The sequence below is a fragment of the Candidatus Falkowbacteria bacterium genome (assembly GCA_026396835.1).
In the GTDB taxonomy this organism is placed as follows: domain Bacteria; phylum Patescibacteriota; class Patescibacteriia; order Patescibacteriales; family Patescibacteriaceae; genus Patescibacterium.
This window is the reverse complement of sequence record JAPLWA010000004.1, coordinates 288,372-301,442: the sequence shown is the minus strand read 5'-3', so window position 1 is coordinate 301,442 and position 13,071 is coordinate 288,372. Positions and strand designations below refer to the sequence as shown.

15 protein-coding genes are annotated in these 13,071 nt (G+C 35.2%); 5 read left to right on the top strand and 10 right to left on the bottom strand.

Features of this window, described 5'->3' with window-relative positions; translation table 11 throughout:
• Window positions 1-33 precede the first annotated feature (33 nt).
• Genes NTY12_02655 through NTY12_02620 form a run of 8 tightly spaced genes read right to left on the bottom strand, consistent with a single transcriptional unit; the run spans window position 34 to window position 7,684 of the window.
• Window positions 34-1,290 carry a peptidoglycan DD-metalloendopeptidase family protein gene (locus NTY12_02655; protein MCX6792901.1) on the bottom strand — a complete coding sequence of 419 codons (1,257 nt, stop codon included), beginning with the start codon at window positions 1,288-1,290 and terminating at the stop codon, window positions 34-36.
• 45 nt (window positions 1,291-1,335) lie between these two features.
• Window positions 1,336-2,814: a glutamate--tRNA ligase gene (gene gltX / locus NTY12_02650; protein ID MCX6792900.1), complete on the bottom strand. Its 1,479-nt coding sequence runs from the start codon at window positions 2,812-2,814 to the stop codon at window positions 1,336-1,338.
• A complete protein-coding gene (locus NTY12_02645) occupies window positions 2,811-3,194 on the bottom strand; it encodes a hypothetical protein (protein ID MCX6792899.1) in 384 nt (127 codons plus the stop codon). Before NTY12_02645 ends, gltX begins: the two co-directional genes overlap by 4 nt.
• A gap of 31 nt (window positions 3,195-3,225) precedes the next feature.
• Window positions 3,226-4,359 (bottom strand): putative lipid II flippase FtsW, encoded by a 1,134-nt coding sequence (ftsW, locus tag NTY12_02640; protein MCX6792898.1) that lies wholly within the window; start codon window positions 4,357-4,359, stop codon window positions 3,226-3,228.
• Between the two features lie 14 nt (window positions 4,360-4,373).
• Window positions 4,374-5,420: a phospho-N-acetylmuramoyl-pentapeptide-transferase gene (mraY, locus tag NTY12_02635; GenBank protein MCX6792897.1), complete on the bottom strand. Its 1,047-nt coding sequence runs from the start codon at window positions 5,418-5,420 to the stop codon at window positions 4,374-4,376.
• Between the two features lies 1 nt (window position 5,421).
• On the bottom strand, window positions 5,422-5,838 hold the full coding sequence (locus NTY12_02630) for a hypothetical protein (protein MCX6792896.1): 417 nt from the start codon (window positions 5,836-5,838) through the stop codon (window positions 5,422-5,424).
• A gap of 34 nt (window positions 5,839-5,872) precedes the next feature.
• Entirely contained in the window at window positions 5,873-7,084 is a 1,212-nt protein-coding gene (locus NTY12_02625; GenBank protein ID MCX6792895.1) for a cysteine desulfurase family protein, read from the bottom strand.
• A 6-nt stretch (window positions 7,085-7,090) separates the two neighbouring features.
• A complete protein-coding gene (locus NTY12_02620) occupies window positions 7,091-7,684 on the bottom strand; it encodes a L,D-transpeptidase family protein (GenBank protein MCX6792894.1) in 594 nt (197 codons plus the stop codon).
• Window positions 7,685-8,249: 565 nt separating this feature from the next.
• Between NTY12_02620 and dnaB the strand changes: the two genes are divergently transcribed.
• The 5 genes from dnaB (at window position 8,250) to NTY12_02595 (ending at window position 12,035) form a co-directional block, all read left to right on the top strand.
• Window positions 8,250-9,650 (top strand): replicative DNA helicase, encoded by a 1,401-nt coding sequence (gene dnaB, locus NTY12_02615; GenBank protein MCX6792893.1) that lies wholly within the window; start codon window positions 8,250-8,252, stop codon window positions 9,648-9,650.
• Window positions 9,651-9,771: 121 nt separating this feature from the next.
• Window positions 9,772-10,050, top strand: a complete 279-nt coding sequence (locus NTY12_02610) for a YbaB/EbfC family nucleoid-associated protein (GenBank protein MCX6792892.1) — start codon at window positions 9,772-9,774, stop codon at window positions 10,048-10,050.
• A gap of 9 nt (window positions 10,051-10,059) precedes the next feature.
• On the top strand, window positions 10,060-10,782 hold the full coding sequence (locus tag NTY12_02605; protein ID MCX6792891.1) for a hypothetical protein: 723 nt from the start codon (window positions 10,060-10,062) through the stop codon (window positions 10,780-10,782).
• A 6-nt stretch (window positions 10,783-10,788) separates the two neighbouring features.
• Window positions 10,789-11,385, top strand: coding sequence for a recombination mediator RecR (gene recR, locus NTY12_02600; GenBank protein ID MCX6792890.1), 597 nt, complete (start codon window positions 10,789-10,791; stop codon window positions 11,383-11,385).
• Window positions 11,382-12,035 (top strand): hypothetical protein, encoded by a 654-nt coding sequence (locus NTY12_02595; protein ID MCX6792889.1) that lies wholly within the window; start codon window positions 11,382-11,384, stop codon window positions 12,033-12,035. The genes recR and NTY12_02595 overlap by 4 nt, the downstream gene beginning before the upstream one ends.
• Before the next feature lie 81 nt (window positions 12,036-12,116).
• Here the strand turns inward: NTY12_02595 and NTY12_02590 are convergent, their stop codons facing one another.
• Together NTY12_02590 and rplU are read right to left on the bottom strand one after the other, a co-directional pair.
• Window positions 12,117-12,614, bottom strand: a complete 498-nt coding sequence (locus NTY12_02590) for an NUDIX domain-containing protein (GenBank protein MCX6792888.1) — start codon at window positions 12,612-12,614, stop codon at window positions 12,117-12,119.
• 116 nt (window positions 12,615-12,730) lie between these two features.
• A complete protein-coding gene (gene rplU, locus NTY12_02585; GenBank protein ID MCX6792887.1) occupies window positions 12,731-13,039 on the bottom strand; it encodes a 50S ribosomal protein L21 in 309 nt (102 codons plus the stop codon).
• Between the last annotated feature and the right edge of the window lie 32 nt (window positions 13,040-13,071).

Sequence of the window (13,071 nt, the reverse complement as noted above, 5' to 3'; positions counted from 1 at the left end):
TTGTTTTATTTACATGTATTTGTAATTAAATATTTAGAGGTATTCAAGAGGGTTAACTGGAATTCCGTTAAGACGTACTTCGAAGTGAAGGTGAGGTCCGGTTGTAAGTGAGCCTGCTCCCGGTGTTCCAGGCATTGCGCCAGAAAGTCCGATAACTTGTCCTTGAGTAACATATTCATCTTCCTTTACGTAAATGCGCGAAACGTGACCATAAACAGTTGCTAAGCCATCGCCATGAACTAGCATGATGTAACTATAACCCATACCACCATCTTTAGCTCGTCCAACATAACCCGAAGCAGCAGCTCTTAGTGGCGTACCTTGCCCTGCTCTAATGTCTATGGCTGGATGCTCAAAAACATATCTAAAAGGATAAGATGGATCATGAAATGTTGCAGTAATCGTATTTTTTGGCACTGGCCAAATAAAACCATTGTACTTTAAAGGAACACTAGTACTTCCTTGTGCATTTAACTTGCTGCGAATTTTCTTTTCAAGACTTACGATGTCCGATGATGCGGATTGCTGTTCCCTTTTTGCTTGCGCCAATAAACGCTGATATTCAGCTTCAGATGATTTTGTTTCATCAAGTATATAGGCCTTAGAATCTTTTTCAGATGCAAGTTGCACGCTCTGCTCTTCTAATTGTGATCTTAACTGTCTAAGTTTTTCTTTACCTGCCTCAAGTTTAATTTTACTTTCCGCAAGCTCGTCTTTTGAGGTCTTTAAATCTGACAAACCGTTGGTAATTTTACCATTGATATCTTCTAAATATTTTACCTGACTAATATAGTCGGTTAAATAGTTATTAAGTAATAGGACCTCTAGTTGCGACCTATCACCTTCTTGGCTTAAGAGTCTAATAGCTGAACTGAGGTGACTCTTATTGGCTTTAATTGATTTATCGGTTTCATTAATTTCTAAATCGTTTTTTTGAATTTCTAAATTTGTTGTTTCAATATCTACTTTAACCTGATCTAGATTTAATTGAGATTCAGCTAATCGGTTATCAACTATGGCGAGTTGGTTTTTTAAAGTAGCCTGTTCAGCTTGTTTTTCGGCAATAACTTTTTTATATTGCTCTTGTTTGTCTTTAATCTCGTCAAGTTGCTTCTTTTTTTGTTCAATAGAACTATTTAAATCATTAATCTCTTTAGAACTGACAGAATTTGTGGTCGGAGCTTGAATTGCGGCGATAACGCCATTAACTAAATAACCACTAACGCCAACAATGGCAATTATGGCTGCTAATGAAATATAAATTGTGCTTTTTTTAAGTTTAAATTGCATGGTAAAGCTTAATTTTTTATCTAACTACTTATATTATAACACATTTTAAGAAAGAAGACTAGAGGCGAAAGTAATTTTTTCTATGGTTTCTTCTTTGCCAAGAACGGCAGCTATTTCAAATGGTCCCGGGCTAGCCTTTAAACCACTTAAAGCCACACGCATAGGCCATAAATAATCACCTAACTTTTTATTGTCAGCTTTTAACCAAGAAACAATTACGTTTTCAATATCTTTTGTTTGCCATTCTGATTCATTAATTTTGGCAAGCTTTTCTTGTAATTCATTTAAATTAGATTTTATCTCTGACTCGCTTAAAGATTTCCAAATTAGCAAATCTTTTTCATAGCTAAGCGTCTTTGCAAAAAAGAAAGCAGTAGATTCACTTAACTCGTTTAAGGTTTTTAATCTTGGTTGTTCCAGAGCGATGACAGCTTTAATAAATTCAGAATTATTTTTATTTTTATCAGCCCCTGATAGTAGCTCAGCTAAAAATGGTTTAGATAAATCTAGTAACTCATCAAGTGAAAGGTTTCTAATATAATGACCATTAATAAAATCTAATTTTTCTTGATCAAAAACAGCCGGGCTAATTCCAATACCATTAATGTCAAATGATTTTTCTAATTCATTTAAAGTAAAGAACTCTTGTTCATCCTTAGGATGCCAGCCTAATAAGGCGCAAAAATTAATAAGCGCATCTTTAAGATAACCTTTATTTAGATAATCTTCAACAAATACATCGCCCTGTCTTTTGCTTAATTTGCCGCCGGTTTTATTTAAAATTAATGGTAGATGTATAAATAGCGGCGCCTCCCAACCTAAAGCTTTATATAACAAGATATTTTTGGGTAAAGACGGAATCCACTCCTCTCCCCTGGTTACATGAGAAATTTCCATTAAATGATCATCAACTACTGAAGCTAATTGATAAGTTGGATAGCCATCTGATTTTAACAAGACATAATCTTCTAATTGTTCGGCCGCAAAAGAAATATCGCCACGCAATTCATCATGAACCGTAATGGTTCCGCTTAAAGGCATTTTATGCCTAATTACGTAAGTTTCACCTTTAGCAATTCTTTGCTTAGCTTCTTCGGGTGGTAAATCGCGATAACGACGATCATAACGCGGCGGTTCGTGACGAGCGACTTGTTCTTGTCGCATAGCCTCTAATTCTTCGGCGGCGGCAAAACAATAATAGGCATCACCTTTATCAATTAACTCTTGAGCTTTTTCTTTATAAATCGCTAAGCGTTCGCTTTGTACGTATGGGCCATAGGCCCCACCTTTTTCAGGCCCCTCGTCAAAAGCGATGCCTAAGTTCTGAAAAATTTTAACTAAACTTTCAATTGCGCCAGGAACAAATCTCTTCTCGTCTGTGTCTTCGATGCGCAAAATAAATGAGCCACCCCAGTGCTTAGCTAATAAATAACCAAATAAAGCGGTACGTAAATTACCTAGATGTAGGAATCCAGTTGGCGAAGGCGCTAAGCGCAAACGTGGTTTTTTAGCTAGAGCGTTCATGGTAAGGTTTTAAAATAATTAATTATATTTTCATCTCCTAAATAGCACTTAGTGCCATCCCAGAATAATGGTACACCTAAATTGCTTTCGGTAAAACCACAGCGTTGCCCAACTAATGGCATTATTTGATAGGCTTCTTGATCACTAGTAATGTCTCGCTCGACAAAATATGTTTTAGCTAACACTTTATTGTCTGAGATATATTGTTTAACTAAAGCACAATGAGAACAAGTTTTAGATATGAAAAGTATTTTCCCCGGCGGAATAGTAAGTTCGGTTTTTACTTGTTCAACATTTTGATTTGAGCCACAGGCAGATAAAGAAAAAACAAAGACTATTAAACTTATATAACGAGATATTTTTAATAATGTCAATTTCATATTATTTATAAACCGAAGCTTTAGCGTAGGCTTACCTGACATAGCGACTGGCGCTGGAAATAATTCCAAGGCCGGCGAGCGCCGCGATAATTGCGGTTCCACCATAGCTAATTAAAGGCAAAGGCACTCCTGTCATCGGTAAAAAATTTGTAATACCACCAATATTCAAAACCGCTTGACCAACAATCCAAACCATAATACCAACAACCAAATTTCTTCCATAAGGATCAGTTAAACGATGTGCCACTATCCAACCACGATAAAAAATTAAAACAAACAAAAGAATAACAATCGCTGAACCAACTAAGCCAGTTTCTTCAGCGATAATTGCAAAGATAAAATCGTTTTGCACTTCTGGCAGATATAAAAATTTTTGACGACTTTCACCTAGGCCTCGACCAAGAACGCCGCCGGAACCAATAGCAATTAAAGACTGATTAATTTGATAGCAAGATTTACCAGTATCGCGATTAGAATCAATAAAACATTTGAAACGATCTAATTTATAACCTTGCCCTGGCAAGTTTACTAGAATTACTAAACCAATAACACCAGCAGCGATAAAGCCTAAGATATGTTTCAATTTTCCTCCACCAACATAATAAACACAAAATGAAGCTACTGTTAAAATAGATAAAGTTCCCAAGTCTGGTTGCAATAGCATTAAAACAGCCAAAGCTCCATAAAGCACTAAAAATGATCGAAAACGATTCGCTGTTTCAGAACCTTTTTCAAATAAAGCCGCCAAATAAACAATGAAAGTTAATTTAACGAACTCGGCTGGCTGCAATGAATAGCCGAAGATATTCAACCAACTTTTAGAACCATTAATTTCTTTACCCAAGCCAGGAATAAAGACCAATAGCAACAAAACAATTGAAATTATTAAAGCTGGTAATGCAAAAAAACGTAATCTTTTATAATTAATTTTTGAAAAAAACCAAAAACAAGCTACGCCAACAAGAATGCTTACAAATTGTTTCTTAAAGAAGTAATAAGTATCTTGATATGAATTATAAGCTGTTATAGAAGAGGCGCTGGCCAACATTATTAAGCCAAAGATAAGCAATAAAGCTACAACAACTTTAAAAACCTGGTCAGACTCAAGTCTGTCAGGGGAAAATTCAACATGTTTATTAAATAATGCTTTGAGGCGAGCAAACATGAAGTAAGTTTATTTTAATGGAGTCTGTTTAATAAAAATATAACTAAGCCACTGGTTGCTGAAACGCCAGCAATAATCCAGGCTCGCATAACAATCTTTGCTTCCGACCAACCAATTGCTTCTAAATGATGATGGATTGGAGCAGACAAGAATATTTTTTTTCCACGTACTTTTTTTGAAACGATCTGCATAATTGTTGAGACTGCTTCAATTACAAAAATCGAACCAATTAAAACTAGAATTAGGGCGCTATCGGTTAACATAGCAATTACGCCCAAGGTAATACCAAGACTCATTGAGCCAGTATCACCCATATAAAAACGAGCTGGAGTTACGTTAAACCACAAGAACGCTAATAAAGCACCAACAATAACGCCGCAAAAGGCCGCAAGATTAAATTTACCATTCATAAAAGCAATCACCGCATAAGCACAGAAACTGGTTAGTAATACTCCCCCGGCTAAACCGTCTAAACCGTCGGTTTGATTAACAGAAAAAGCCGTTCCAACAATTACAAAAATAAAAACAACGATATACATCCAACCTAGATGAAAGTCGCCCAAGAATGGGATATTGAAAGTATCACGCTCTAATTTGAAATAAAACCATAAGGCGCCAATCGCCGCGATCGCCGTATAAATTAATATGCGATGCATCATTCGTAAGCCTCCTCCACCAGCAGTTCCCCTACCTTTAACGTCGAGCCAATCATCAAACAAACCAACTAAAGCAGAGGCTACTAAACAACCAAGAGGTAACCAAGTTTCTGTACGAGTTAAAAAATTAAGTTGAGAAAAAATCGGCCAAGAAAAAATTTGTGATATATAAAAAAAGCCGAACGCAAAAACAACGGTTGTTAACCAAATCAAGACACCGCCCATTGTTGGTGTGCCACTTTTTGCAGCATGCAATTTAGAAAAAATTGGCGTCGAACCAGAATTGCGAATTGTTTTACCAAGTTTGTATTTATAGAGAATCTTCGTCCACAAAGGAGTTAAAAAAAGAGCTAACAAAAAAGCTAGGCCTGATAAAACTAAGATAATGATAATTTCTGATTCCATATTAACTAAAATTTATAATGTATGAGAAATAAAGTGCCGCTAAACAAAAAATATTAACTACCAAAGCAATTGATAAAAGCATGGCGGAAATTAATTTATCTCGCTTGTTTTTCAAAAATGCGGCTAATAAAATGTTAACAATCAAAATTACTAGAGCAATAAACGGTGTAAAGTAAAGCTGGCTAGCGTCACCAACTAAGTCAATTCCAAAGACGACATTATAATGCAGAACCGCCAAATCAGTGGCGATTATGTTATTGAGAAAATATGAAGCCACCCATGTCAGAACATTAATCAACAGGGTGATAATAAGTAAAATAGCTGACAATTTATCAGCTAAAAGTGTTTTAAGGGCTAGTTTTGTCCAATCTAACCCAATATACATGTAATTAAGCGCTTTAGAAACAATCATTTTCATATATTTCTACTTTATCACATTAATCATCTTTACCTCAACCGCGGCGTAAACAGGCCCTATAAGCTAAAGACACGATTTTTACGGCTTGATTAACTTCTTTAATATTAGTAATTCTTCCAAAGGTAAAACGCAGCGCCGATTGAGCTAAAGACTTTTCATAACCGAGGGCCACTAAAACATGAGAGGCTTCTAGATCACCGGAAGCACAAGCTGAACCAGCTGAAACTGCAATTCCCTTTTCATCCAAAGCCGACAACAAAGCATCACCCTGCACTTTAGGGAAAATAATATTGGCGTGCATTGCTGAAAGTGCGAAAGATTTAACAGTTATCATTAAACTAGGCTCTAGTTTTAATAAACTTTTAATAAAAGTATCACGTAACTTAGAAATTTTATTATTAAAAGTAACACGATTTTTTTGTGCAATTATCATTGCTTGAGCTAAACCAACGATGGCTGGAACATTTAAAGTTCCACTCCTTAAGTTTCGTTCTTGATGACCGCCAAGTTGTTGTGGCTTAAGAATTGTGCCACGACGAACAAATAATAAACCAACTCCTTTTGGTCCATAAAGTTTATGACCTGATAAACTCATTAAATCCAGATGTAACTTATTTATATCACAATCAATAACATTAAAAGCTTGTGTCGCATCACTATGAAAATACATTGGTCTAGGCTTATCCCCTCTTTTGCGAGTTGATAATTTAAGCCAAGTCTCATAGCGATGTGAATTTAATTTTTTTATTAAGCGACCAAAACGATTTAAAGGCTGAATACTACCGACTTCGCTATTAACATAGCCAATAGAAATTAAAATCGTATCCTCAGTAATAGCTTTTTCTAAAACACTTAAACTAACTAGGCCATTTTTATCAACTGGTAATAAATCAACTTTATAACCCTTCTTTTTTAAATCATTTAGTGGTTCTAGAATAGAGCTGTGCTCAATCGACGTGCTAATAATATGTTTACGTTTGTCACCTTTTGATAAAGCACCTTCAAGTAAGCCTCTTAAAGCCAAATTATTAGCTTCGGTTGCACCTGAAGTAAAAACAATTTCTGAGCCTCTGCTGCCAATTAGTCTAGCAATTTTATAACGTGCATCCTCAACTGCTTTAAGTGCTTTTTGTCCGGCGCTATGAATAGAAGCTGGATTAAAAAAATCCTTAGAAAAATAAGGAGTCATTGACTTAAGAACTTTTGGGTCTAGCGGCGTAGTCGCGCTGTAATCAAAATAAATCATAGCTTACTAATTAATAACAACCTTCGTACCGACATCAGTCCAATCATAAACAATCTTTGCGGCCGTAACATCAAGTCTGATACAGCCATGTGAAACAGGCCTGCCAAGATGGTTAGCGCCTTCTTTGTAACCATTAGGCCATTCTGGTAATTCATGGATTCCGGCGCGCGTACCTCTTATTCCCATCCAATAAGGCATCCATAGACCATAAGTCTTTGACCAAGCTCGCACTGATTTATTTGCAATCGTAAAGGTTCCCTTTGGTGTTGGCATAGTGGCTTTGCCAGTTGAGACAGTGTGAGTTCTAATTGTTATGCCATTTAGTTGTTGATATAATTCTTGCTTCTTTAGATTAACTAAAATATTTTTTGTTAACTTTTTGTCTTCTTTTGATAAAGGATCAAAACCCTTGGCAATCTCTAGGCCGTCAACAAAACCGTCACCGTCAGTGTCGGGATTATTAATATCGGTTTTAAATTTTAATTCCAAGTTATCAACTAGACCATCTTTATCAGTATCTATTAGTGGTTCAGCTGCTTGACTAAGAATTGGGAAAAGCATTGCCAAAAAAATGGCAAAAGCAAAAAGGATTTTTTTCATATGATACTATAAATATAACAGGTTTTTGACAAAAATAATAGCGGTTCCTTGTTTAGAGAAACCGCCTTTAAATTGGTTTGGGGTATTAACTATTCTGGTGCTTACTACCTCTCCTTATAAGCATAAAAACATAACTAAATGCTATAAAGAGTATAGTAAAGGTTCCGTACACAAAAGCTTGAAATATTGAAACAAGCTGACCCGCATTTGTATTAAGGCGAATAGTGCCTGTAACCTCTCCTATGCATAATGTAATTGCTGCGATTGCAGATATTAATGGAAGCAACGGAGATGAATGAATCGTTGTTTTATTCATTTATAAATTTAATTAGTTTGTAAAAAAAGTTAAAGACCTAAATATTTAGGATTCTAGCTTTTTTTACAAACATTTTTGAAAGATCAACTTTAATATGATAACATTTATAGTAATATATGTCAAGGAAATAGCCTAAAATGTGCTAATTTTAGATAATTCCAGCTAAATATTTATAGACACTTCATCAACAATTAATCAACAAATTAAGCATTTGCCTAAACTCTCTTCGCCCTGTACTATATAGATATTATGCCCTCCCAAGACGAACTAAAAAAACTACCACCTCAGAACCTTGAAGCCGAAACCTTTATTCTCGGTTCTCTTTTAATTGATCAAAACGTCATTATTAAAGTGGCAGATATTTTGAATCCTGAGGATTTTTATAAAGATAGTCATGGAAAGATATATAGCGCCATGCAAGAGCTTTATGCTCGTCGCGAACCAATTGACATTTTAAGTTTAACTTCAAAATTAGAGGAAAAGAATCTTTTAGATAAAATAGGTGGTAGAACATATATTGCTGGTTTAGCTAATGCGGTTGGTACAACTTCTAACGTTACTTACTATGCTGAATTAGTTCAACGTAAAGCCACTTTACGTCGTTTAATAGCAGCTGCTTCAGAGATTGGTGAAATGGGTTATAACGAAGATGAAGAAATTGATAAGTTATTAGATGAATCAGAAAAACGATTATTCAATGTTTCCCAGAAATTCTTAAAACAAGCCTTTCAGCCAATCGACACCTTGCTTAACGAAGCTTTTGATCGTATTGATGATTTACACAAGCAATCAGGTAAGTTGCGTGGTCTAGCCACTGGTTTTACTGATCTAGATAACTTATTAGCTGGTTTGCAGAAATCAGACTTGATCATTTTGGCCGCTCGACCTTCAGTTGGTAAAACTTCTTTAGCGCTTGATATTGCTCGACAAGTTGCAACCATTAACAAAGCGGCTGTTGGTGTCTTTTCTTTGGAAATGAGCAAAGAACAATTAGTTGATCGTATGCTTTGTGCTGAAGCTGGCGTTAGCTTATGGAAAATGAGAACTGGTAAATTGTCAGACAAACAAGAGTCAGACGACTTCTCTCGTATTGGACAAGCTATGGGTGTCTTATCTGAAACTCCTATCTTTATTGATGACTCGGCTAGCGCTAACATCATGGAAATCAGAACGAAAGCTCGTCGACTTCAGATGGAAAATAAACTAGAACTTTTAGTTATTGACTACTTGCAGTTAATGGAGGGTCGCAGTCGTCATGGCGACAACCGCGTACAAGAAATTGCTGAAATCAGCCGTTCACTTAAAGGTATCGCCAGAGAATTAAATATTCCTGTTTTAGCTTTGTCACAGCTCTCTCGTAACGTTGAACAAACTCGTCCAGCTATTCCTAAGTTGTCTCACTTGAGAGAATCCGGTTCTATTGAGCAAGACGCTGACGTGGTTATGTTTATTTATCGTAAAGCAGCGGATAGAGGCTATAACATTGAAGAATTATCTCAATCTGAAAAAACTACTGCACAAGTGTATATTGCTAAACATCGTAACGGACCGACTGGAAAAGTTAACCTATTCTTTGATGAAGAAACAGTTAGCTTTAAAAACCTAGCTAAAGGTGATTACGATATTCCCCCTGACATAGGAGATGAATAATTTAATGTCCCGTACGATTCAGGAAATCTAATTTTATTTATTATTAACAACTTAGATATCCCCGCTGGAGTTTATCCTGAACTTGATTCAGGACGGGGAGCTCAAAGAGGATATTAATTATATGTTTGAAAAATTAAAGCAAATCAAAGATTTACGTACTCAAGCCAAAACCATGCAAAATGCTTTGTCTGGCGAATCAGTTACTGTAGAAAAAAATGGCTTAACAATTACTATTAACGGTAACTTAGAAGTTACTGCTTTTACTGTAGCTGAAAATATGAGCCAATCTCAAATCGCGAATTCAGCTAAAGATGCTATTAACGAAGCAATTAAGAAGGTTCAAAAAATAATGGCCCAAAAGATGCAAGACATGGGCGGTTTAAAGAATTTTGGACTATAAGTAATTATCATGAATAACGAGCTACTTAAACATTATTCGGCCGACGAACAAAAGGAACTTTTGAATAACTCAAAAGAAACTGATGTTTTACAAAGAGTAGCTAATCAAGAAAAAACAGAAGAGTTATTAAAAAATTCTAGCTATCCTAATATTGAAGCAAAAAATATTCTTTCTGATTTAGCTAAGTCTAAAAAAAAGAAAAATGAAACCTTGTTTAATGATGACTATACGAACATGATGGAAACCTATGTAGAAAGAGGTACGGCCGAAGCTATTTTCTACAAGACAATGATTAAAGAAGCTAATATAGGAGTTTGGTATGAAGAGAATCTTGAGATGTTAGATGGTGACGGAGATAACATAAGTATTTCTGATGAAAGAGATAAGGCGCTCGTTAAAACCTTATTAGAAAACCCTGTCATAAAGTTTTTAATCAACGCCATGCCGGACAAAGAGTTTGAAGGTAAAACTCTCGAGTTTGAAGAATTAATACCTGAAAACACGACTGAACGAGTCCTGATAAGACTCTACCAAAAGCATATTATTAGATGTAATGAAATGATTAGGCGCTTAGGTTCAAAAACTGATAAAAAAAGATACACCGAAGAAAGGGATGTCTGGCAAAAGAGACTAGATACTATTAACCAAGACAATAAATTTACCGCTATCTCAGATAAAGAGTTAGAAGATATAATGCGAAAAATAATCCAAGAAGAATTAAAAAACAAATAATTCATCATGCGTCTCCCCTCTCCACTCGAAAGACTAATAAGCTTATTTTCACGCCTTCCCTCCGTTGGTCCAAAAACTGCCGAGCGTTATGTTTTTTATTTACTAAAACAAAAACCTCAACTAATTGAAGAATTATCTGAGGCTTTACATGACTTACCAAAAAAAGTCATGACTTGTGATTTATGCAACGGCTTAACAGAAACTAATCCTTGTTCAATCTGCAAAGACAAAAATAGAGATCAAACCGCGCTCTGTGTTATTGCTGATGAACGTGATTTATTTGTTTTAGAAGATACTAACATATATAAAGGCCTTTATTTTGTTTTAGGCGGTACAATTAACACTTTAGATGATATTGGACCTGAAAAAATTAATATCAAAGGTTTGGTTGATCGCGTTAAAGTTTTAAAACCAAAAGAAGTTATCTTAGGACTGAATCCTACCTTAGACGGTGAAACAACTTCTCTATATATTGCAAAACTTCTAAAACCAGCTGGTATTAAAATTACTCGCTTAGCCAAAGGCTTGCCGTCTGGTGCGAATATTGAATACGCTGATGGATTAACTCTAGGTCATGCTTTAAAATTTAGAAATGAAATATGAAAGAAGCTCTAGAAACAACACCTAGCCTAGTCACTTCGGAAATAATAGGAGGAAGACTCAAGCAAGCTTACAGAGAGCAAGACATAATTGAATCTGCACTGACAGCTGATGATAAAAAGTACATGGATAATAAATTTTATCAAGAAAAAACTGATACAAAAACAGAGGCTGGCAAAAAAAGGATGGAAGAAATTACTAAAATATTAGCTAGTTTAGAGGGGGTAGTTAACCATGCTCTTATCAAACAACATAAAGATACTTGTATAAAAACCTCTAAATTAACTAAGGAACTTGAAGAAGCTGAGGCAAGAGAGCTTAAGATGGAGAAAGATGATTACATTGAAAATGTTTTCAACCCCCTACTCGAAAATATTAAAACTATAATTGAAAAAGATTATTCGGAGTTAGCGGATCTAGAAAAACCAATTGAAAAACTCAAAGAGCAATTTAATATGTCAGAAGAAGCCGCTCTAGAACAAATTCCAGAATCAGACAGGCTTGCTATAAACAAAAAAGCTTACAAAATAGAGCAGTTAGAGGCCCTCTTAAGAGAAGTAACCGAACATCAAGAAAAGATTAATACTAACTTAAGTTTTGCCAAGAGAAAAATCGAAGAAGCGCAAAAACACTATCAAGATTATCTTAAATAAAAATATTTCAAAAGCGGAAAACTATTTATAAATTTTAAAAGGAGTCAGCGATAAACGTGACTCCTTTTTTAATTCTAAGATTTAAGCTGCCTTTGAAATTATTTCGTGAACTAATCTTTCTTCACAGATAAGTACTTCTTTTAAACCCTTAACTAGAACATCGGTTCTAGTAGGACACAGAACATGACCTAATTTATACCAATCATAGGCCTGATGTTCAGAAGAAAGAACTATTGTTGGTTTTTCAAGTAAATGCATGACATATGTCCTACAAGAAAAATCAAACTTCTCATAGCGCATATAAAATTGATTTGAAAATATAAATCTATTTTTATGCTTACTTAAGTCAATCCCAGTTTCTTCTTTTACCTCTCTTACTCCAGTATCTATGTCCACTTCGTACGATCTTCTCTTACCAGTGGGGACACCGAGCTTGCCTGGTTCTGAATCGTCTTCATCAGAACGCTTTAAGAAAAGTATATATTCGCGGTATAAAAGATAGCAACTCACGGCTTCAAACTTTCGCTTAAAATCTATTGGTGGAACAGTGAAAACCACTGGCCCATTTTTTAGGAGCATTGTCCCCTCCTTTTAATTCGAAAAAACGTTTGTTCTTATATAACAACAAATACTAAAAATTGTCAAAAAAAGCCCTGGGCTAATTCAGCTCAGGGCTTTTATAAAACTTAAAAAATTTAAGAGATTTTTGTGATTTCAACCTTAGTCATAATCTGTCTATGCCCAACATTACGTCGATAACGAGTCTTATTCTTATATTTAATAACGCTAACCTTATCAGTCTTAGCAGTTGAAATAACCTTAGCTTCAACTTTTTCGCCTAACGTTGGGGTTCCTAGATCAATCTCGCCCTTGTCATCAAAGGTCATTAAAGTATCAAAAATAACTTTACCGCCGTCATCGGCTACAAGTTTTTCAATAGAAACTATATCTTTTTCTTTGACTGTATATTGCTTTCCGCCAGTCTTGATTACTGCAAATTTCATAGTGAATAATTATTTTCTTAGTAAAACACCCT